Origin of the sequence: Bordetella flabilis, assembly GCF_001676725.1 — a bacterium.
Lineage (GTDB): Bacteria > Pseudomonadota > Gammaproteobacteria > Burkholderiales > Burkholderiaceae_B > Bordetella_C > Bordetella_C flabilis.
Window position 1 is genome coordinate 4,235,393 of record NZ_CP016172.1, and the last position, 21,056, is coordinate 4,256,448.

General features: G+C 65.9%; 21 protein-coding genes. 10 read left to right on the top strand and 11 right to left on the bottom strand.

Annotated features, from left to right (window positions below):
- Positions 1 to 205 precede the first annotated feature (205 nt).
- Positions 206 to 931 (top strand): peptide-methionine (S)-S-oxide reductase MsrA, encoded by a 726-nt coding sequence (msrA, locus tag BAU07_RS18655; RefSeq protein WP_066660727.1) that lies wholly within the window; start codon positions 206 to 208, stop codon positions 929 to 931.
- 15 nt (positions 932 to 946) lie between these two features.
- On the opposite strand, the gene BAU07_RS18660 is transcribed toward msrA, so the two are convergent.
- Positions 947 to 1,189 (bottom strand): hypothetical protein, encoded by a 243-nt coding sequence (locus BAU07_RS18660; protein WP_066660730.1) that lies wholly within the window; start codon positions 1,187 to 1,189, stop codon positions 947 to 949.
- 164 nt (positions 1,190 to 1,353) lie between these two features.
- Here BAU07_RS18660 and BAU07_RS18665 point away from each other — a divergent pair, with 164 nt between their 5' ends.
- Genes BAU07_RS18665 through BAU07_RS18675 form a run of 3 tightly spaced genes read left to right on the top strand, consistent with a single transcriptional unit; the run spans position 1,354 to position 4,635 of the window.
- On the top strand, positions 1,354 to 2,334 hold the full coding sequence (locus BAU07_RS18665; RefSeq protein ID WP_066660732.1) for a Bug family tripartite tricarboxylate transporter substrate binding protein: 981 nt from the start codon (positions 1,354 to 1,356) through the stop codon (positions 2,332 to 2,334).
- 29 nt (positions 2,335 to 2,363) lie between these two features.
- Positions 2,364 to 3,914 (top strand): fumarate hydratase, encoded by a 1,551-nt coding sequence (locus BAU07_RS18670; protein WP_066660733.1) that lies wholly within the window; start codon positions 2,364 to 2,366, stop codon positions 3,912 to 3,914.
- Positions 3,895 to 4,635 carry a GntR family transcriptional regulator gene (locus tag BAU07_RS18675; protein ID WP_066660737.1) on the top strand — a complete coding sequence of 247 codons (741 nt, stop codon included), beginning with the start codon at positions 3,895 to 3,897 and terminating at the stop codon, positions 4,633 to 4,635. The genes BAU07_RS18670 and BAU07_RS18675 overlap by 20 nt, the downstream gene beginning before the upstream one ends.
- 531 nt (positions 4,636 to 5,166) lie before the next feature.
- On the opposite strand, the gene BAU07_RS18685 is transcribed toward BAU07_RS18675, so the two are convergent.
- Positions 5,167 to 5,493, bottom strand: coding sequence for an NIPSNAP family protein (locus tag BAU07_RS18685; protein ID WP_066660752.1), 327 nt, complete (start codon positions 5,491 to 5,493; stop codon positions 5,167 to 5,169).
- Positions 5,494 to 5,766: 273 nt separating this feature from the next.
- Here BAU07_RS18685 and BAU07_RS18690 point away from each other — a divergent pair, with 273 nt between their 5' ends.
- Positions 5,767 to 6,561, top strand: coding sequence for an N-acyl homoserine lactonase family protein (locus BAU07_RS18690; RefSeq protein WP_066660755.1), 795 nt, complete (start codon positions 5,767 to 5,769; stop codon positions 6,559 to 6,561).
- Positions 6,562 to 6,583: 22 nt separating this feature from the next.
- Here the strand turns inward: BAU07_RS18690 and BAU07_RS18695 are convergent, their stop codons facing one another.
- The 4 genes from BAU07_RS18695 to BAU07_RS18710 form a co-directional block, all read right to left on the bottom strand.
- Positions 6,584 to 7,342 (bottom strand): carboxymuconolactone decarboxylase family protein, encoded by a 759-nt coding sequence (locus BAU07_RS18695; protein WP_084025860.1) that lies wholly within the window; start codon positions 7,340 to 7,342, stop codon positions 6,584 to 6,586.
- Between the two features lie 23 nt (positions 7,343 to 7,365).
- Positions 7,366 to 8,277 (bottom strand): NAD(P)-dependent oxidoreductase, encoded by a 912-nt coding sequence (locus BAU07_RS18700; RefSeq protein WP_066660760.1) that lies wholly within the window; start codon positions 8,275 to 8,277, stop codon positions 7,366 to 7,368.
- Between the two features lie 10 nt (positions 8,278 to 8,287).
- Positions 8,288 to 9,679 carry an MFS transporter gene (locus BAU07_RS18705; protein ID WP_084025861.1) on the bottom strand — a complete coding sequence of 464 codons (1,392 nt, stop codon included), beginning with the start codon at positions 9,677 to 9,679 and terminating at the stop codon, positions 8,288 to 8,290.
- A gap of 134 nt (positions 9,680 to 9,813) precedes the next feature.
- Complete coding sequence (locus BAU07_RS18710; RefSeq protein WP_066660763.1) at positions 9,814 to 10,728, bottom strand: NAD(P)-dependent oxidoreductase; 915 nt, start codon at positions 10,726 to 10,728, stop codon at positions 9,814 to 9,816.
- A gap of 353 nt (positions 10,729 to 11,081) precedes the next feature.
- On the opposite strand from BAU07_RS18710, the gene BAU07_RS18715 reads away from it, so the two are divergent.
- The 4 genes from BAU07_RS18715 (at position 11,082) to BAU07_RS18730 (ending at position 14,554) form a co-directional block, all read left to right on the top strand.
- Entirely contained in the window at positions 11,082 to 11,423 is a 342-nt protein-coding gene (locus BAU07_RS18715) for a hypothetical protein (protein WP_066660766.1), read from the top strand.
- A gap of 142 nt (positions 11,424 to 11,565) precedes the next feature.
- Positions 11,566 to 12,339, top strand: a complete 774-nt coding sequence (locus tag BAU07_RS18720) for an alpha/beta fold hydrolase (RefSeq protein WP_066660769.1) — start codon at positions 11,566 to 11,568, stop codon at positions 12,337 to 12,339.
- Between the two features lie 134 nt (positions 12,340 to 12,473).
- Positions 12,474 to 13,148 (top strand): heavy metal response regulator transcription factor, encoded by a 675-nt coding sequence (locus BAU07_RS18725; protein ID WP_066660772.1) that lies wholly within the window; start codon positions 12,474 to 12,476, stop codon positions 13,146 to 13,148.
- Entirely contained in the window at positions 13,145 to 14,554 is a 1,410-nt protein-coding gene (locus tag BAU07_RS18730) for a heavy metal sensor histidine kinase (RefSeq protein WP_066660775.1), read from the top strand. Before BAU07_RS18725 ends, BAU07_RS18730 begins: the two co-directional genes overlap by 4 nt.
- Before the next feature lie 263 nt (positions 14,555 to 14,817).
- Here BAU07_RS18730 and BAU07_RS18735 read toward each other — a convergent pair whose 3' ends face one another.
- Entirely contained in the window at positions 14,818 to 15,708 is an 891-nt protein-coding gene (locus BAU07_RS18735) for a LysR family transcriptional regulator (protein WP_066660778.1), read from the bottom strand.
- Positions 15,709 to 15,826: 118 nt separating this feature from the next.
- Here BAU07_RS18735 and argC point away from each other — a divergent pair, with 118 nt between their 5' ends.
- Complete coding sequence (gene argC, locus BAU07_RS18740; protein WP_066665549.1) at positions 15,827 to 16,756, top strand: N-acetyl-gamma-glutamyl-phosphate reductase; 930 nt, start codon at positions 15,827 to 15,829, stop codon at positions 16,754 to 16,756.
- A gap of 88 nt (positions 16,757 to 16,844) precedes the next feature.
- Here argC and BAU07_RS18745 read toward each other — a convergent pair whose 3' ends face one another.
- The 4 genes from BAU07_RS18745 to BAU07_RS18765 form a co-directional block, all read right to left on the bottom strand.
- Positions 16,845 to 17,828 carry a LacI family DNA-binding transcriptional regulator gene (locus BAU07_RS18745; protein ID WP_066660787.1) on the bottom strand — a complete coding sequence of 328 codons (984 nt, stop codon included), beginning with the start codon at positions 17,826 to 17,828 and terminating at the stop codon, positions 16,845 to 16,847.
- Between the two features lie 140 nt (positions 17,829 to 17,968).
- The gene (locus BAU07_RS18750; protein WP_066660790.1) at positions 17,969 to 18,934 is read right to left on the bottom strand and encodes a Bug family tripartite tricarboxylate transporter substrate binding protein; all 966 of its coding nucleotides are present in this window, start codon (positions 18,932 to 18,934) and stop codon (positions 17,969 to 17,971) included.
- A 90-nt stretch (positions 18,935 to 19,024) separates the two neighbouring features.
- Entirely contained in the window at positions 19,025 to 19,897 is an 873-nt protein-coding gene (locus tag BAU07_RS18755; RefSeq protein WP_066660793.1) for an isocitrate lyase/PEP mutase family protein, read from the bottom strand.
- A 230-nt stretch (positions 19,898 to 20,127) separates the two neighbouring features.
- Positions 20,128 to 21,048 carry an NAD(P)-dependent oxidoreductase gene (locus BAU07_RS18765; protein ID WP_066660797.1) on the bottom strand — a complete coding sequence of 307 codons (921 nt, stop codon included), beginning with the start codon at positions 21,046 to 21,048 and terminating at the stop codon, positions 20,128 to 20,130.
- Between the last annotated feature and the right edge of the window lie 8 nt (positions 21,049 to 21,056).

Consider the following 21,056-nt stretch of genomic DNA (forward strand, 5'->3'; position numbering starts at 1 on the left):
GGCGCGCCGGTATTTTCACCCGGCGCGCCAGGCCCGCGCCACGGTGCTGCTCAGTATCACGGTTTATTTAAGTTTTCGTGAAGACGCCGGGACGCGGGCCGCGTGACAATGCACTGAGAGAGCGGCGCCCGCCTCCGGCCTGGCCCGGGCCGGGCGCCCCTCCGCCCGCGCCGCGCCGTGCGGCAGTACCGCACCAGGAGTCATCATGTCCCTATCCGTCCAGGCCCATCGCAAATGGCCCTTCATCGCCCTGGCCGCCGGCGCGACGCTCGCGCTCGCCGCCGTACTGGCCCTCCAGGCGCCCGCCTCGGCCGCCGAGGACGCCGTCGACATTCCGGCGCCCGCGATCGACGAACCGCCCGCCACCGCCACCACCGAAACCGCCGTCTTCGCCGGAGGCTGTTTCTGGGGTGTGCAGGGTGTGTTCCAGCATGTACGCGGCGTCACGCAGGCGCTGTCCGGCTACGCCGGGGGCGCGGCCGGCACGGCGCACTATGAGCAGGTCGGCAGCGGCCGCACGGGCCATGCGGAGTCGGTGCAAGTCACCTACGACCCGCGCCAGATCAGCTATGGCAAGCTGTTGCAGATCTATTTTTCCGTGGCGCACGACCCGACGCAGTTGAACCGCCAGGGGCCGGATACCGGGACGCAGTACCGTTCGACGCTGTTCGTCGCGAACCCCATGCAGCGGCAGGTGGCACAAGCCTATATCGCCCAATTGCAGCAGGCCGCCGTATATGGCAAGCCCATCGTGACCACGCTGGAAGACTTGAAAGGCTTCTACCCGGCCGAGGCCTATCACCAGAATTTCCTGGTGAACAACCCGCGCCATCCCTACATCGTCTACAACGATCTGCCCAAGGTGGCCAATCTGCAGCGCCTGTTTCCCCAGGCCTACCGCGACCAGCCGGTATTGGTCGCGCAGAACTAGGGGGCTGCGCCCAGGCTAGGGCTTGGGACCTTCCTTGCGCTCGAGAATCCCGGGCGTATCGTCGCGCGGCTTCAAGCCCGTGGGGCTGTCGTCGCTGGGCACGGGACCGGGATTGCCGTCCATCCGAGTGGCGCGATGGCGCAGCGGCCCTTCTTTCGATGGAGACGATGACGCCGGCATGGCGCGCTCCTGCTTTTCGATATCGGGGGCCGACATACCGTCCTGGCGGGGCCCGTTGCGATCCTTCTGCTGGTCCATGGTGTTCCTCCGTGCGTAAAGGCGATGAAGGCGATGCGCCGGTCGGCGCTCATGGCGGCATAGCAAGGGACATGCCTCGCCCGCGATATTGACAGTGCGGTCCGGCCCTCCTAATATGTACAGACATTTAATTTCATATGTACATATAAAACCATGGAGGAGCAATGAAATCCCGTATTCTCGCAGCGGCGCTCGTGTTGGGCGCGACGGTCGGCACCAGCGCTGTCGCCGCCGATGAGTATCCTTCCCGTGCCATTACGTGGATAGTGCCTTTTGCCGCGGGCGGCCCGACCGACGCCATGGCGCGCAACGTCGCCAACCGTGTGGGACAGGAGCTGAAGCAGACCATCCTTATCGAGAACGTCGCCGGCGCGGGTGGCACGATCGGCGCGGCGAAGGCGGCGAAATCGGCGCCGGACGGCTACACCTTCCTGGTGGGCCACGTGGGCTACATGGCTGCCGCGCCCTCGCTTTACGAACGCCTGCAGTACGACCCGGTGAAAGACTTCAACGCGGTCTTCCGTTTTCCCGATACACCGCTGGTACTGCTGGTCGGCGCCAGCTCGCCCTACAAAGACGTGAAGACGCTGGTGGACTACGCCCGCGGCAACCCCGGCAAGCTGAACTTCGGCAACGCCGGCGTCGGCTCCACGTCGCACCTCGTCGCGGCCATGTTCGCCGGCAAGGCGGGAATCCAGATCACGCCCATCGCCTACAAGGGCGCAGGCCCCGCGATGAACGACCTCATGGGCGGGCAGGTCGACGCGATGTTCGACCAGACCAACACCGCGCTGCCGCAGACGCGCGGTGACAAGGTGCGCGCGCTCGCTTTGACTTCGGCCACGCGCATGGATCAATTCCCCGGCGTACCGACGATGACAGAAGGGGCGGTGCCTGGCTTCGAGGCATCCACCTGGTATGGCCTGTACGCGCCCAAGGGCACACCGCCCAAGGTCATCGAGACGATGTACGCCGCGTGGCAACACGCGTTGAAGGATAATGCGTTCACGGGCAAGATGAGCGAACAGGGCATCCAACTGCTCGACCCCGCCCAGTACGCGCCAGCCGCCTTCCAGGCCTTCACGGCCGAAGAGGTCAAGCGCTGGGCCGAAGTCATCAAGCAGGCCAACATTCCGCGGCAGTAGCCGGCCGGCCAGTCCCGCGACGGATTCCCATGCGCACCATACACGCCGAAGACATCGTCACCAGCATCGCGGATGCGCTGCAATTCGTCAGCTACTACCATCCCGCGGATTTCGTGCGGGCGCTGCGCCGCGCCTACGATGCCGAAACGCAGCCCGCGGCGCGCAATGCGATGCTGCAGCTGCTTATCAACAGCCGGCTGAGCGCGCGGGCGCGGCGGCCGCTTTGCCAGGACACCGGCATCGTGCACGTCTACGCGCGGCTGGGCATGGACGCGCGAGTGCTTGCGCAAGGCGACGGCCCGACACCCAGCCTGCAGGCGCTGGCCAACCAGGCCGTGGCGCGCGCGTACAACTGGCCGGAGAATCCGCTGCGCGCTTCAGTCATCCGCGAGCCCCTGGGCGCGCGCATCAATACCCGCGACAACACACCCGCCATCCTGCACGTCGAGATGGTCGAAGGGGACGGCCTGCACCTGACCGTCGCCGCCAAGGGCGGCGGCGGCGACGTCAAGGCGCGCTACGCCATGCTCAACGCGAGCGACTCGGTCGCCGACTGGGTCGTCAGCCAATTGCCGGGCATGGGCGCGGGCTGGTGCCCGCCAGGCAGCCTGGGCATAGGCGTGGGCGGCAGTCCGGAACAGGCCATGTTCATCGCCAAGCGGGCGCTGTTCGCGCCGATCGATATCGATGTGCTTCGTGCCCGCGGCGCGTCGACACCGGCCGAAGCCCTGCGCCTGGAGCTCTACGAACGCATCAATGCATTGGGCATCGGGGCGCAGGGCCTGGGGGGCGACCTTACCGTCCTGGACGTCAAGGTCGCGGAAGCGCCGACCCATGCGGCACTGCAGGCCGTGGCGCTGGTGCCGAACTGCGCGGCGACCCGGTTCGTGAGCTTCGAGCTGGACGGCTCTGGCCCGGCGCGGCTGACGCCGCCGGATCCCGGTCTGTGGGCCGGCCTGCCCGACGCGCTGCCGCTGGATGAGGGCCGGCGCGTCGACCTCGACACACTGACGCGCGAGGACGTGGCGCAATGGCGCGCGGGTGAAACGCTGCTCTTGTCGGGCACCTTGCTGACCGCCCGCGACGCGGCGCACAAGCGCCTCGCCGATATGCTCGAACGCGGCGAACCTTTGCCCGTGGAGCTGCGCAATCGCGCCATCTATTACGTCGGCCCGGTCGATCCCGTGGCCGGCGAGGCCGTCGGGCCCGCTGGTCCCACGACTGCCAACCGCATGGACAAGTTCATGCCCGCGCTCATGGCGCGTACCGGCCTGCTGGTCACGATAGGCAAGGCGGAACGTGGCCCGCAGGCCGCACAGGCCATCACCCGGGCGGGCGGCGCCTACCTGATCGCGGTCGGTGGCGCGGCCTACCTGGTCTCCCAGGCGATCCGCGCGGCCCGCGTGCTTGCCTTCGAGGATCTTGGCATGGAAGCCATCTACGAGTTCGAGGTGCGGGATATGCCGGTCACCGTCGCGCTGGACGCGCAAGGCGGGTCCGTGCACAAGTTCGCGATATACAATGCCCGGTCGAATTTCCCCGAGAAGGCCGCCCCATCCGATGGAGCCGCGCTACGCTGAGCTGACCAAGACCCTTATCAAAGACATCGCTTCCGGCGTCTATCCCGTGGGCGGCATCCTGCCCGCCGAGATGGAACTGGCGGCCAAGTATGGGGTCAGTCGCGGGACTGTGCGGGTAGCTCTGGACCACATCCAGGGCCTGGGCCTGATCTCGCGGCGCAAGCGCGCCGGCACGCGGGTGGAAGCCGCGACGCCGCGCGCCACGGAATACGGGCCAACCATTTCCACCGTGGAAGAACTGGTCCAGTACGGGGCCGATACGAAAAGAGTGGTCCACAGCGCCCGCACCATCGTGGTCGACGTGGCGCTGGCGGCGCAACTGGGGCTGCCGCCAGGCGCCCGGTGGATGCATATCCAGACCTCGCGCATGAATCCGCTGTCCCCCGACTATCCGCTGGCGTGGTCGCACTTGTATGTGCCGCACGAAGAAGGCACCCGGATACGCCGCGCCCTCGATACCCAGCAGGCGCTGGTGTGCGATCTCATCTGCCAGGCGACCGGGCGGGTGGTGAAGGAAGTGCGCCAGACGGTGCGGGCGGTGGGCGTGCCCGCCAAACTCGCGGCCGTCCTGGGGACCGAACCGGACGCCCATGCACTGGAGTTCGTCCGTCAGTACTACGACCAGTCGGGCAGCCTGTTCGAGGTGGCGGTCAGCCTGCACCCGGCGGACCGCTTCAGCTACACCACCGTGCTGGAACGCCAGAGCGACACGCCACGGTAGCGGCCTGGCCTTCCAGGCTTGCGGCGATACGCGACAGGGGGTGATGCGGACAGCGCCACAGCGGCGGCGTTGCGCCCCGCCCCCAAGCTACGGCAGGGCGCGCGCCATGTAGTTTCTGCCTGCCTGGATCAGCAAGACGCATCGGGCCGTGGCGGACGATCGCCCTGCCGGGGCGCCGCGCCCACCGCCACGCGGACCATACTGGGACGCCAGCGTTGGCGGCACGATTCGATACTTTTGCCTTCCTGCAGGCCGCGAAAGAAGCCTGCCGCCTGCTCCAGGGTTCGGAAATGGTAAAGACTCCCACCATGCATGACCATGCGCCCTTCGCGACCTGTTTCCATCTTGCTTCTCCCGAACGGAATAGTTCGGGCAGCAAGCCGCGTACCCAGCCAGCGCAGACACGCGAGCTTTCGGGCGTCCGGCCGTCCTGGGGGTGGCGAGTGCTACGCAGGGTGACCGCGCCGCCCGGCCGGAAAGGATGGGACGGACGGCGGGACGGACATTCGATATACGCGGGGACCGGCGGCGTCAGCGCAGGGCAGAGTACGCGGTCGGCGCCAGGAACTGGTTCTCCACCCGCTCGACGATGATCTTCTCGGCCTCGGTCGCGTTGCGCTGGCGGATCCATTCCGGATCGGCCTGGAATGCGTTCCACTTCTGCTCGCGCTCGGCCAGGCTTTCCCACTTCAGCAGATAGGTCAGCGCCTGGTTGCTGGGACCCGCCACCGTGGTCCAGAAGCCGATCTGCTCGATGCCGTACTTCTTGAAGAACCCCAGCGTTATGGTGCTGAAACGCTCGTTCAGGGCCGGCAACCGGCCGGGGGCGCAGTGATACACACGCATTTCCACAATCATCGGTTCATCTCCATCGATCCGGAACGCCCGGTTGGTCATTCCGCCTAGCGCGGGCGCCGCAGTGTGGACGCCCCCGCCCGGCCGCGCGCCTGGGCAGGCGCGCGGCCGGGCGCGATGCATCATACCCCCGGCAAGCCGGCTTGACGATTGTCTTATTGACTGACTGTGTTACGACACCTATGATGCGCCAGACCCCCGCGCGCGGACGCGGAGCGCGCCTCGCGCTGCCGCATGCTGGCGCACGATCCCGACATCCGGACCAGGAGACCCGCCATGCTTCCCAATTACGAAGTCTTCGCCATCAAGTACGGCGAGCACCAGCGCACGGCCAGCGCCAATTTCCTGGGGGGCGACCCGCACAACGGCCCCATGCCGATGGACTACTTCGTATGGCTCATCCGCGACGCCTCGCGCGTCTGGGTGGTCGACGCCGGCTTCGATGCCGACGAGGCGCGCGCGCGCGGCCGCAAGCTCATCCATCCCATGCGCGACGCCATGAAGCTGATGGACGTCGATGTGGATTCCGTGCGCGAACTGATCGTCACCCACATGCACTACGATCACGTCGGCAACCTGGCGGCCTACCCCAATGCGATCTTCCACCTGCAGGACCGCGAGATGGAATTCGCCACCGGCCGCTACATGACGCACCGCTGCATTGCCGAAAGCTTCAACCTGCGCGACGTGCTCCAGATGGTCGAGCAGGTCTATCGCGGGCGGGTGCATTTCCATGACGGCGACGCCGAAATCGCCCCCGGCATCACGGTGCATCGCGTCGGCGGCCATACCCAGGGACTGCAGGTGGTGCGCGTGCATACCGCGCGCGGCTGGGTCGTGCTGGCCTCCGACGCGACGCATTACTACCGGAACATGGAAGAAGGCAGGCCCTTTCCCGCGGTGTTCAACGTAGGCGAAATGCTGGAGGGCCACCGCAGGCTGGACGCCCTGGCCGACACGCACGCGCATATCGTCCCCGGGCATGATCCCCAGGTACTGCTGCGGTATCCGCCGCCGCGGCCCGAGCTGGCCGGCCAGGTCGCCGTGCTGCACGTGCCGCCCCGCGAATGAGCATGGGCCGTGGCGGCGCGCGCTAGCGCGGGCGCGCGGCCCACGCCGCTTCCAGGATGGGGGCGGCGACCGCCGCGCCATGGATGCCGAGCGGGCTGACGATTTCCAGGACTTCCATGATCTCGTACGCCGTCGCACCGTAGCCGATGGCGTTGCGCATATGCAGCTTCAGCCCCGGCAGGTAAAGGTGCGTAGCCGAGGCATCGAAGGCGCAATAGATCAATTCCTTCACCTTCGGCGGCAGCACGCCGGTGCGCCAGGGCACCGAAGAGAAATCCAGGTAAGCCTGGAAGAATTCCGGATCCAGCTCCAACAGGCCGTCGAAAGTCTCATGCCAATAGCCGCGGTTCTTGCGGAAGTCGCGCTTGAGCTGTTCGCGTTGCGGGTCCAGCGCCGCCGGCCCGCTGCGCAGGCCCTCTTCCTGCAGGACCTCCAGCAAGACCGGCACGCCCTGGTTGGCGGCGTGGATGCCCAGGGTGCTGGTCAGCTCGATGACTTCCATCAGTTCTTCACGGGTCGCGCCATGGCGGATGGCGGCCTCGATATGGTCCTTGATGCCGGGCCGGTAGAGATGCGTCGCCGCCGCATCGGCCGCGATGTGTATGAATTCCTTGACCTTGTCTTCCAGGTGGTTCTTCTTCCAGGGCACCGCGGCGAGGTTCAGATACGCTTCGAAGAAGCCGGGATCGAGCCGCAGGATGCTCTCCCATTCCTCGCTCCAGCTTCCGCGCAGGCGCACGAACGCGTCCTTCAGGCTGCGTTGCTGTTCGGTCAGTTCCATGTTCCTGTCTCCCTGCCCTTGGTTCATCGCGCCTGGTCCCGCTGGCCATCCTTCAGGCGAACGCCGCCCGACACGTCGCCTATCGCATCCACCACCCGGTTGCTGATCTGGTCGCCATAGCCCAGCGCCGTCGCCAGTCCGAAGCAGGACAATGGACCGGCGGCGTTCAGCGATGACACGCCCAGCTCGCGTACCAGGTCCACATACAGGACGACATCCTTGGTCATCAGCTTGCTGGTCAGCCCGCCCTCCAGATAGTCGCCGTCGACGATGCGCGGAAACCGGTTCTGTGTGGCGAAGTTCACGCCGCTGCTGCTATTGAGGACTTCCAGCAGGCGATGCAGGTCCAGCCCGGCCTTCTTGCCCGCGACCATGACTTCGGCGGTGGCGGCCAGGCTCACGGCATTCAGGAAGTTGTTCAGCAGCTTGGTCGTGTGGCCGGCGCCGCTGTCGCCCATGCGCAAGGCCTTGGTGCTGATGGGCGCGAATACCCAGCGCACGGCCTCGACGATGTCCGGGTCGCCGCCGATCATCAACGTCAACGCGCCCTTCTCCGCGGCGGCCGCGCCGCCGGATATCCCCGCATCTACGTAGTACGCCCCCCGGTCCCTGAAACGCCCCTGCAGCCGAATGGTGGAACTCGCGGCCGCCGTGCTCATGTCGATCACCACCTGGCCGGCGCGGCAATGCGCCAGCACGCCGCCCTCGCCCTCCACCACCGCTTCGACGACGCGGCTGTCGGGCAGGGACATCAGGACGACGTCCGCCGCCTCCACCACCTCGCGCATGCTGCCCGCGGGGGTTGCGCCGCAGCCCTGGGCTCGCGTGGCGTCCGCATCGTAGCCGATGACCTGGATACCGGCATCCACCAGGCGACGCGTCATGCGGCCGCCCATATTGCCCAGACCGATGAAACCAACTTTGTCCTTGCGCATGATGCTTCCCTTAGAAATCCACATCACGGGTCTCGGGCCCCATCAAGGCACCCAGCATCCCGATCAAGCCGCCGATGATCAGCAGCACCACCGGCGTCACCCTCATCGGCATGAAGCGACCCAGCCAGTTCATATAGAACGCATAAAACGATGGGATGATCACCGACAGGCTGAATCCCACCCCGAAGCCGGTGGCGCGCACATCGGTGACGAACCGTTCATTGACGTAGGTCACGATGACGCCCCAGGGTGATGTCACCAGCACGGACAGCACGCAAACCAGCAGCACGATGACCGGCAGCGACATACCCGTCCCGGTCGACAGCACATACATGATCCAGGCGCCGACCGTGGCGATCAGCGGCCCGACCACGACGAAGAAGCGGCGGCGCCCGATGCGCTGGCCCAGCATGCCCGAACCGATGTACGTAAAGAAGAGGACGGCGTAGCAGATAAGCAGCGTCGTCGTCATCTGGAAGCCGCTCAGGTGCAGGGTCTGCACCAGCAGGCCGGTGGGCATGAAGATGGTGATGAGGTTCTGCGTCAACCAGAAGCCCGTCATCAGCAGCAGCACCTGCAGCAGGCTGCGCCCGCTCTTGCCGCGGACCAGATCCATCAGAGGAAGCTTTTCCACGGCTTGCGACTGCGCCGCGCCGCCCCGCTTGACTTCGCTCTGCCAGATTTCCGACTCGGAGACCTTGTACACGTAGTACCAGGCGAGCACGCCGGCCAATACCGCGCCTATCACGAACGGAATGCGCCATCCCAGTTGCGCATACGGCGAATGCGGGCCGTCCAGCGGAAACAGCGCGAACATCAGCATGGCCACCAGGTTGATGCACACATAGGCCGCCGGAAAACCCGCGAGTATCAGTCCGCCGACGAAGCCGCGCTGGTCCTTGCGTGCGTACTCGATGGCCAGGGGCATCGCGCCGGTATAACCGCCGCCCAGGAAGATGCCGTCGACGAAGCGCAGCAGCACCAGCAGCAGGTAGGACGCGATGCCGATCTGCTCGTAGCCGGGCAGCAAGCCGATCAGCAGCGTCACCACTCCGAAGCCGGACACCGAATAAATCGAGGCCTTGCGCCGACCTACACGGTCGGCCACCATGCCGAACAACAGTGCGCCGATGGGGCGGCCAAGCAGCGTGGTGATGAACACCAGCGAGGCCAGGATAGTCGCCGTTCCGGGAGCCAGGTCGCGCGGCTGGAAATAAAACAGCACGGGCGCCAGCACCACCACCGGCAGATAGATATCGAACATGTCTATGAATTCGGAGAAGAAAGCCCCTTTGATCGCATTGCGGCGTTTCTCTTCGATGGCGGTATCGACGTCCCGCGCCGGCGCGCCTCCGGCGAAGGCGGCAGGGGACGAAAGAGAAGTCCTGGAAGGGGTGCTCATTGCGGTCTCCGTGTGCGTCTGTGTCGACGCTTGTCGTGGTTTGCCGGCCGGGCTCGTCGTGGGACGTATTCCCGGAGGGGATGTAGCGGGGAAATCGGGGCTTGCCGCGAAAAACCGCGGCTGCCAGGCATCTGTCAGCCGCGGCGCGACGTGGCGTCGGCGTCGCCGGCGGCGGCGAGCATGCGATACATCTCGGTATGGTCGGTCGCGGGGGAGGCGTGCTGCGATACCTCGTCCCACACTGCTGTCACGGTGTCGCCCACGCGCAAGGGATAATCCATGTCCCGCGCGAGCGCCCGGGCGATCTTCAGGTCCTTGTTCATCAGCTGCATGGCAAAGCCCGATGCATAGCTGCCGCTCAGCATGAACTGCTTCACCTTGTTTTCGGAGGTATTGCTGCGGCCCGTCGATGCATTCAGCACGTCGGCCATGACAGCCGGGTCGATGCCGAAACGGGCGGCAACGTGCAAGGCCTCGACCGTGGCCATGAGGCCGGCGGCCGAGACATAGTTGTTCAGGGCCTTGGCGGCGTGCCCCGCGCCGGCTTCGCCGATATGCAGGACGCTCTTGCCCATCGCGCGCAGCAGCGGCGCACAACGTTCCAGCACGCCGGCGTCCCCCCCCACCAGTATGGCCAGCGTGCCGTCCGTAGCGCGCTTGACGCCGCCGGAGACGGGGGCATCAAGGTATGACAGGCCTGCGGCACGCAAGGTGCCCGCCAATGTGCGCGAGCGGGCCGGTTCGGATGAACTCATGTCGATGACAACGGCGCCGCGCTTCAGGCGGTGTGCCCAGCCAGCACCGCCCGCCTCGTCCAGCAGGACGCTTTCAACGATCTTGGAATTGGGCAGCATCGTGATCAGGACATCGAGCGTGCCGGCGTTATCCTCGCTCAGGGGCGCCGCGTTCAATTCGGTCTGCAAGCCCGCGGCACGCGCCGGATCGGCATCGGAGAGAAACAGCATGTGGCCGGCATTGGCCAGGCACCTTGCCATGGGGGCGCCCATCATGCCCAGACCTATGAAGCCGATGCGTTGGGGTTGCGTCATCTGAGTTACCTTGTGTGCGATGTGCGGTCCGGGCGACCCGGACCCAGGCACAGACTATCTTCTCGTCATACAATCCGTCAATATTATTGATATAGGGTTTACCCTGGCTATCACTGTTGGGCAGGATCTCGGGCGGCGCAGGCGCCGAGCGGTCGCCTGGTAGGTCCCCAGGGGCCGCGGGCGGTGCCGCCAGGCAGGCCCGCGCAGGGGATATGGCGCCAGGCCTGGGCCCCGCTCAGGCCCGATACCTTCGCGCCTTGCTCAGCCTTGGCGGCATGGGCGGCTCGCCTGCGCGGCCCCATTTCCGGCTTTGAATATACTGGATATACATCCAGCATTTATCCAGTATCGCCATGGCCTTCAAACCTCCCTTGCCCACTGAAACCTTGACCCGGATCCGGGCGCGCTATGAACCCTCGGCGACACGCGCCCCCTGTTCCTACCAGGACACGGCGGTGTGGGCGGACATCCTGGCCTTGCTCCACGAGATAAAGCGCATGCGCGCCATGCTGCTGCGGGCCGAACAGTTGCGGGAACGCTTTCCGCAACCCAATGGCGCGCTGTGCGAAGTATGGGAAGAATTTCTGCGCAACCTGGCGGACGAACCCTGTGTCCGTGAACGCGGGATGTGGAAGGAAGCCTTGTTCGAACCCATGGAGAAGGACAAGGGCAAGACCAAGCGGCCTCGGCGCTAGCGACATCGGCCCGTCCCGGACAGCGCGGACGTCATTTTTTTGTAATGGCTGGGTCACGTTTCTGTTGGCGGCGGCTTCTTAGACTGGCATCGCGATGGACTTCCATCATTAATTAACCCGATCCCCTTAGCCAGGAGTTGTCATGCGTCTTCCCTCTTTCCGCACCACGGCCGTACAGGCTGTCACCGCCCTTGCCCTGCTGGGCGCCGGCGCCGCCCCGGCCCTGGCCGCGCCCATCAAGAATGTCGTGCTGGTCCACGGCGCCTTCGTCGGCGGCGCCGGATGGCGGCCCGTCTACGACATCCTGACCAAGGACGGCTACAACGTCACGCTGGTACAGGAACCGCTGACCTCCTTCGCCGAGGATGTCACGGCGACGCGCCGCGTACTGGACGGACTGGACGGCCCCTGCGTGCTGGTCGGCCATAGCTACGGCGGCGCCATCATCACCGAAGCGGGCAACGACGATCACGTCAAATCCCTGGTCTACATCGCCGCCCACGCGCTGGACGTCGGCGAGACCGAAGCCAGCAACGGCAAGAAATATCCGAACTCCACCAAGGCCGTCGTCAAGACGCCTGACAACTTCCTGTACCTGAACCCCGCCGACTATCCGGCAGACTTCGCCGCCGACCTGCCGCGCGCCCAGGCCGAGTTCGAGGCGCATGCGCAAATGCCGACCTCGGCGGCAGTTTTCACCGCCCAGATCCCCGACCCGGCCTGGAAGAACAAGCCGAGCTGGTATATGGTTGCGAAGGCGGACAAGATCATCAATCCGGATCTCGAACGCATGTATGCGGCGCGCGCGCATAGCCATACGGTGGAAATCCCCGGCGCCAGCCACTCCGTGTATGAGTCCCATCCCAAGGAAGTCGCGGCCCTGATCGAGCAGGCCGCCCAGCAGTCAGGGCAATAACCCGGCCCTGGTTCCCGGGAAGGCGCCTGGCCGGAATGACCGGCGCCTTCCTGCGGTCCTGGACCGGATATGGCGCCGACGCAGGCAGCCGATGGCCAATACCCGATGCCGCATGGGCAATAACGGACAGCACTATGAGAATCCTGGTCATCGAAGACGAAGCCAAAACCGGCGAGTATCTGTACAACGGGCTGACGGAGTCCGGCTATGTCGTGGACGTGGCCGGCAACGGCATCGACGGATTGCACATGGCGCAGGAGCTGCGCTATGACCTGATCCTGCTCGACGTGATGATGCCGGACATGGACGGCTGGACGGTGATGAAGAAGCTGGCCGGCCGCATGAATACCCCGGTTCTTTTCCTTAGCGCGCGCGGCACGCTGGAAGACCGGCTCAAGGGTCTGGAGCTGGGTGCCGACGATTATCTGGTCAAGCCGTTCTCGTTCGCGGAATTGCTGGCCCGCATCCGCATCATCCTGCGGCGCGGCCAGCAACAGCCCGCCGAAGACATGCTGGCGGTCGGGGACCTGCGCATCGACGTTCCCAAGCGTCGCGTGGTGCGGGGCGAAACGCGCATCACCCTGACGAACAAGGAATTCAACCTGCTGCAGTTTTTCGTCACGCACCAGGGCCAGGTGCTGTCACGGTCGCTGATTGCATCACGGGTCTGGGACATGAATTTCGACAGCGATAGCAATGTCGTCGACGTCGCGGTACGGCGCCTGCGCCAGAAGATCGACGAACCCTTTCCGACTCGCCTGATCCATACCGTGCACGGCGTGGGCTATCGCTGCGAGCACGAGGCATGAGCCGCGGCGCCGTGCGTGCGCATTCCGTGACGTCGCGCCTGGCGCTGCTGTTCGCGCTGCTGGCATTCGTCGTGCTCGCCATCGTCGGCTATGTGCTGTACCGCAACCTGGAAGCGCAATTGATGGTGCGCGATGACGCCGCGCTGGTCACGCGGGTGGACCAGATCCGGACATTGATGCAGGACGTGGACGTGCGCAACCTCATCAACGAGAAGCCGCACCTGTTCGCCAACATGCTGGGCAATACCGAGTCGCTGCTGGTGCTGCGTTTCCCGGGCGAAGCGCCCCTGATCGAGGTCAACCCCGGGCGCGCCGCCGTACCGGAGGTGACGCCGGTACCCACCACCACGCCGCTGTCGCTCGACGCGGTGCATCACAAGACGGAAAGCAACGGGACTCCCTTCATCTTCGTCGCCGCCAACGCGCAGGCTGCCGACGCCGGGCGCGAGCTGCAGATCATTTCGGGCCGGCTGATGACCGAGCGGACGCGCTTGCTGCGCGACTATCGCAACCAGATCCTGTTGTTCGCATCGGGAGCCGCCGTGCTGGCCGCGCTGATCGCCTACGGCCTGGCCAGGCGCGGCATGCGACCATTGCGCCGGCTGGCCGAGCAGACGTCGTCGATCGGCATCGGCAGCCTCGCCACGCGTATCGATGCCGGCGACGCGCCGCGAGAACTTGAAGCGGTGATCCGCGCACTGAACGGCATGCTGGACCGCCTGGAGCGGGGCTTCACGCAGTTGAGCCAGGTGTCGGCCGATATGGCGCACGATTTGCGCACACCGATCGGGAACCTGTTGGGACAGACGGAAGTCGGCCTGAGCCAGCGACGTGACATGGCCTACTACCAGCGCTTGCTGGGGTCGAATTTCGAGGAGTTGCAGCGGCTGTCGAAGATGATCGACAACATGCTGTTCCTGGCCCGCGCGGAACACGCCGACCATGCGATCGAACGCAAGCTGCTGCCGCTGGATGACGAGTTCGAACGCATGGCGGAGTATTTCGAAGGCCCGGCGGACGAACGCGGTATCCGGTTGACGTTCCAGGGGACCGGGACGGTGTATGCGGACCCGCTGCTGCTGCGGCGTGCGTTGGCGAATCTGCTGGCGAATGCCGTGCGGTATGCCGAGGCGGATTCCGAAGTGCTGACGGTTGCCGAGCAGGGACCGGACGGCACGACGCTGTACGTGGAAAACCGCGGGCCTACCATCGCGCCGACCCAGTTGGAAAGATTGTTCGACCGTTTTTATCGCGCGGATCCGTCACGGCATCGGTCGTCCGAATCCAGTGGCTTGGGGTTGTCGATAGTCCGCAGCATCATGTCGCTGCATCGCGGGACGTGGCGGGCGACGAGCGAAGGTGGTGTGACGCGGTTCACATTGCTGTTTCCTGCGCGTTCGGGGTAAAGGTAGGCGCGTTTTTTTTTGCTCGAGATGTTGGTTTTTTTGGGCGTCCGGCGAACGTGTATCCACGGTTTCCGCGAACGGATCGATTCTTGCCGTTCCGATCGGCAGCGGTGTGGGAGCAAGAGTTTGCAATGCCCGCGAACGCGCGGCGCATGCGGATTCGTGCGCTAACGACCTGGATTGCGGGCCGGTCGGTGGACAGCCGCCAGGGATTCGATTCTGCCGGGCCAAGTGGCGTGCGCGAACCGATCATTGGACGGCGACTAGCCTGGCGCGGGGTTTCTTTCCCATAGGGCGTCGAGGACGTGTTGCGTCGCGCGTTCGGCAGGTTGAGCGCGGTGTGCGATGCCGAGCTCCCGCCAGAGGGCCGGACGCAGGCGCCGCAGTGCGATGCGTGGGTCGGGTTGGCGCGCACCGGCCTCGTGCGGCAGCAGTGCCGCGCCATAGCCGGCGGCGACCAGGCTTTTGATGGCGTCGTTGTAATTGAGTTCGATGCGGGGAACGGGCCGGTAGCCGCCCAGCGCGAACCATTCCGATGTAAGGCGCGCCAGGCGGGTGCTGGCATCGTTGAGGATCAGGGGCCGCTCGGCGAGCCAGGCCGGCGCAACCCGGCCTGGGGGACGCCAGTCGGCGGGCAGGAAAGCCATGACGGGGTCGCGGCGCCAAGGCAGGATGGACAGTCCGGCGACCGGCCCCTGCGGCAGCGCGACGAGGCCGACGTCGAGCTTGCCTTGTGCGAGGCGCGCCAGCGTTTCCTGGGACGTCAGCACCGCGATTTGCACGTCGATGTCCGGGTGCCGCCGACGCAGCCGGGCGATGGCCTGTGGCAGCAGATGCGCGATCGCGCCCGTCGAGGCGCCCAGGCGTACGCGGCCAGTTAGCCCCTGCGCCTGCCGGCTGACGTCGTCCAGGGTCGATTCGACCTCGGCCAGCAGCCGGCGCGCCCGCTCCACCAGCATTTCGCCTGCCGCCGAGGGTCGTACATTGCCCCGCTGACGCGACAGCAAGGAGGCCCCGATACGGCTCTCGAGGTCGGCAATGTGCAGGCTGATGGTCGGCGGCGCAAGATGCAGCAGCCGGGCCGCGGCCGCGAAGGAGCCGTGGTCTGCAATCGCCACGAGCGTGCGCAGGCGGTCCAGACTGATCTCGCGCATTCGGGTTCCTTATTCATGAAAAATGAACCAGACGTTTAATAAATTCAACTTTCCCTATCTTACCCGGTGGCGGAAGATGTGCTGCCTACCACGGGACTGAATGCGTGAGCGTGACATCATGAGTTTTCCGACTGTATTTATCGATGGCGACCAGGGCACCACGGGCCTGCAGATCCACGATCGCCTGCGCAATCGCAGCGACGTGCGGCTGTTGACGCTGTCGGTTGAGGACCGCAAGGATCCACAGCGTCGTGCGCAGGCGATCAACGCTTGCGACATCGCGATCCTATGCCTGCCGGACGTGGCCGCACGGGAGGCCGTCGGCTTTATCCGCAATCCGGATGTGCGCGTGATCGATGCCAGCTCGGCGCATCGCACGCAGCCGGAGTGGGTGTATGGCTTTCCCGAAATGGCTCCGGGACACGCGCAACAGATCGCGCAGGCCCGGCGCGTCACCAATCCGGGTTGCTATCCGACCGGCGCGATTGCCCTGCTGCGGCCGCTCGTGCAGAGCGGGCTGCTGCCGCGCGGTTATCCCGTGGCCGTTTCCGCGATCTCCGGGTATTCGGGGGGCGGCAGGGCCGCGATCGAGGCGCACGAGTCGGGCGCTGCGGCCGATGTGGCGCCATCCCAGGTGTACGGCCTGGCGTTGGAGCATAAGCACACGCCCGAGATCCAGCTCCACGCGGGACTTTCGATTCGACCGTTCTTCGTGCCGGCCTATGGCGCCTACCGCCAGGGCATCGTCCTTACCGTGCCCATCGAGTTGCGCTTGCTCCCGGCCGGGGTCGACGGCGACCGCTTGCACGCGTGCCTTGCGCAGCATTATTCGGACGGCCGTCATGTCCAGGTGATGTCGCTCGCGGAGGCGCGAGCGATGACCCATCTCGATCCCCAGGCATTGAATGGCACCAACGACCTTAGGTTGGGCGTGTTCGTCAATGCGGAACGCGGCCAAGTCCTGCTATCGGCGGTCTTCGACAACCTGGGCAAAGGCGCGTCCGGCGCGGTCGTCCAGAACCTGGACCTGATGATGGCCGGGACTTGACCGACTCGCCGCGCCGGAGCCTTCGCAGGAGACGGCATCGCTTGGGGGAAGCGGGGCCGCTTCGCATCCGAATCGGCGGAACAGGACACTAGGTACTGCCACGCTGGATGACCTCGAAGCCGAGGTCCACCGATCTGCTGGCGGGCGCCTGTCCCTGTGCGCGCGCGATGATGATCTCGGCGCTGCGTACGCCTATCTCGTAGCGCGGGAAACGTACGGTCGTCAGCGGCGGGATCGTGTGCTGCATCAGGTCGTTGTCGTCCGAGGCGGCCACGGCGATACGCGTGGGTACCGCCAGGCCGCGGCGCTGGCATTCAAAGAGGGCGCCCGCGGCCAGCACGTCGCCCGCGAAGAACACCGCGTCCACACGCGGGTCCGTATCTACAATGCGCGCCAGTGCCTGCGCGCCGCTTTCCAGGCCGGCGCCTGCTTCCAGGATCAGTTCCGGGCGGACCTCCAGCCCCAGCTTGCGCAAGCGTGCCAGGAAGCCGCGCCGGCGCTCGCGCAGGCGGTCGTTGCCTCGCACCGGCAGGCTGGCGAAACCGATGCGCCGATACCCGCGACCGGCCAGGTGGTCCGCCATCGCCGCCCCGGCGGCATAGTTCGAGTAGCTGACAGCGACATCGATGGGGTTCGCGGCCAGGTTGCCGGTCTCGATGCACGTCACGGTACTGTTCTTCAGTATCTGGACAGCGCGGGCCGTGTGGCGGGTGTTGTGGAGGATCAGGCCGCAGACGCGTTGCGCTACATAGGCGGCGATGAGATTCTCTTCCTGCTCGTCGGAATAGCCGCTGTCGGAGATCATCAACTGGAAGCCGTGACGCCGCAACACGTCGGAAATCCCCTGGATCATCTCGGCATACAGCGCGTTGCGCAGGCTGGGCACGATCAGCGCCACCAGATTGGTGCGATTCGACGACAAGCTTCCGGCCACGAGGTTCGGCACGTAGCCGCTGCGTTCGATGGCGTTCCGTACACGCGCGAGAGCATCCGGGGACACCTTTCCGGGCGTGCGCATGGCGCGCGACACCGTCATCGGCGACACGCCGGCGAGGCTCGCCACGTCTTTCATGGAGACTTCAGGGTTGCTTGTTTTCCGGCCCAATCTCGTTTCCCGTTGCGCCGCCGTGCCGATACCGCCGGGATGCGCCTGCCGCGGGAATTCTACGCGAACCGCCGGCGGGAACGCGCCCGCCGGCGCCCGACCGCAACCTACTGGGTCAGATGGCTGGACAGCTTGTCGACGGTTGCCTGGGCACGCTTGACCGTCGCGGCGAAGGCCTCCGGCGTGCTGCCGACCGGCTGGATCAACAAGGGCTGCAGCACCTTCAGCACCTGCGGATCCTGTGCAGCCAGCCGCATGCCTTCGGCGATCTTCTTCACGACGGCATCCGGGGTCTTGGCAGGCACGAATATGCCGTACCAGTTGTTGATGAAATCGACATCGCCCAAGCCGTTCTCCGCATAGGTCGGCACATCCGGCACCTGCTCCAGCCGCTTGTCGCTGCTCAAGGCAAGGATTTTCATGGTGCCCGCCTTGTGGTGGGGCACCACCGAGGACAGGCCGGTCACGACCATGGTGACGCGGCCGCCAATGATGTCATTCACCGCCGCCGATGTACCGGCGTAGCGCACGTTCGTCATGCCCGACAGGCCCATCTTGTCGACCAGGCCGGTGCCGGCGAGCAGCGTGAACGGCTCGCCGCTGGCCCAACTGCAGCTGGCGGGATTCTTGCCGCACACGCGCTTGAGGTCATCGATGCTCTGGATATTGGTACCGCTCTTGACCACGATCCCGGTGGGCCCGGACGCCAGCATGCTGACCGGGCGCAGCTCCGCCAAGGGGTCGGCGTCGAGCGACTTGTTGATGTACTTGAGTGCCGCGATAGCGGGAATGGAGATCAGCATCGTGTAGCCGTCGGGCGCGGCACGCATGACCTGCCGGGTCGCGATCACGCCGTCGGCGCCGGGCTTGTTCTCCACGATGACGGACTGCTTCCAGTGCTGCGACAGGAAGTGGGCGGTGGCACGCGCGATGTTGTCGCTGCCCCCACCCGGCGAATACGGCACCACCAGGGTGACCGGCTTGTCGGGGAAATTGTCCGCCTGCGCATGGGCCGTGGTCGCGGCGAAGGCCAGAACGGGTGCGATAAGCGTCGCGGGTATCCAATGCTTCATGGTTTGTCTCCTCTTGGCGCCGTGGGCCGGCCAGGAAGGGCCGACGCCAGCGCACGTCGTGTGTGGTTGGAAAAGCGATGTGGGGCACGCCTATTTGGCGTACCTGGATTCGTGTTCGGTGATGCGGTCCAGCCCCACGAACCTGTTGAATTCCTCGAAGGGTGTGAGGCGGTCGGCGATGGCGTTGGTCGAGCAGCCTTCCCGCATGAAGGTTTCCATCATTTCCTTGACGGCCTTGTGCATCGCCAGCATGGGCTCGACCGGGCACAGCGCGTAGTCAAAGCCGATGTCATGGACTTCCTTGAGCGAAAGATAGGGGCTTTTTCCCGAGCGCACCATGTTGAAGAGGATGGGCTTGCCCAGCGGCTTCAGCCGGCGCACGATCTCGCGCATCTGGTCGACGCTTTCGGGGGCGTCGGCGTACAAACCGTCCACTCCGGTGGCCGCGTAGGCTTCCAGGCGGTCCAGCGCGTCGGACAGTCCCGTAACGGCGATGGCGTCGGTACGCGCCACAACGAAAAAGTTGGGGTCGGTGCGCGCATCCAGCATGGCGCGCAGCTTTTGCTGCATCTCTTCCTTGGAAACGAGCTGCTTGCCGGCGAAGTGGCCGCACTTCTTGGGCACGGCCTGGTCTTCCAGGTGCAGCACGGAAGCGCCCGCCTCCTCCCAGAGCTGGATGGTGCGCTGCGCATCCAGCACGCCGCCATAGCCGGTGTCCGCGTCGGCGAACACCGGCACCTTGGTCACACGGCAGATGCGGCGGATGTGGTCGAACATCTCGGTCTGGGAGAGCAGTCCCACATCGGGCTTGCCCGCCACAATGGCCGACGCGACGAAGCCGCTGACGTAGATGGCGGGCGCGCCGGCCTGCTCGGCCAGCATGGCCGTGACGGCATCGTGGGCGCCCATGCAGACGAAGGGCGGTTTCTTCAGCAAATCGCGAAATTTTTCATTGCGGGTCATGAGGCGTCCTGGATGTCGAAGTGGTTTGGGTGGAATTCATGGTATCGATACCATGGTCGCTTCTCAAGAAGTTTTTCCAGCCGGAACGCGCGGGCGCGCTGGACTCGGGCGGCCAGCGCCAGGCGGTCCCGATCCTGCTCGGCGCGGCGCCTTTGCACGAGCCCGCCCTCCGGGGCAGTCGCGCCGGCCCTGGCCAGCAGCCTGAGCAGGCGCCTTTTTGACCGCGCCCCTCAGCCCTGTCCCGCCGCCTTCCCGCGCACCTCGACGCCGGCGGCCTCCTCGGCCAATCGCACGATTTCCGTCATGTCGGCGTCGGCGCCCAGCCGAGCCTGCGCATCGTTGAGCAGGTCGCGCACGGCACTGCCGACGCGCAGCGGCGCGCCTATGGCTTCGCTCTCCGTCAGGCACAGCCCCACGTCCTTGGCGGACAGCCCCAGCGCGAAACCGAAGCCGAAGCTTCGCGTCAGCACATACTTGGGGATCTTGTCCTCGGAGGCATTGCTGCGGCCGGATCCGGAATTGATGACCTGCACCATCACGTCCGGGTCCAGGCCGGCCTTGACACCCATCACCAGGGCCTCGGACGTCACGGCCAGCGCCGTCACGGACACCAGGTTATTGATGACCTTCATGGTTTGCGCCAGGCCGGGCTGCTCGCCGATGTAGAACTGGCGTCCCAGGGTGTCCAGGACCGGCGCGACCTGTTCGCAGGCGCCACGCGGACCGGAAACCATCAAGGCCAGGCTGCCCTTGGTGGCGCCAGCAACCCCACCGCTGACCGGGCAATCGACCGCCGCGATGCCGCGTTCCTCCAGTCCCCGCGCCAGCCGCTGCGCGGCCTGGGCCCCGGAGGTGGACAGATCGACCACCACCTTCACCGCCTCGCCATGCAACAGCCCTTGGGCGCCCAGCGCGACCTCGATGACCACATCCGGCTTGGGCAGCGAGACCAGGACGATGGCCGCCGCGTCCGCCACGGCGCGCGGCGAACTCGCGGCCCGCGCGCCCAGGCTCACGAGCGCCTGTACGGCATCCGCCTGTGTGTCGTAGACGGTCAAGGGGTAGCCGGCCTCCAGCAGGCGGCGGGCCATGGGCGCCCCCATGCGGCCTATGCCCACGAACCCCAATTCCGGTTTTGCATGTTCGCTCATTACTGTCT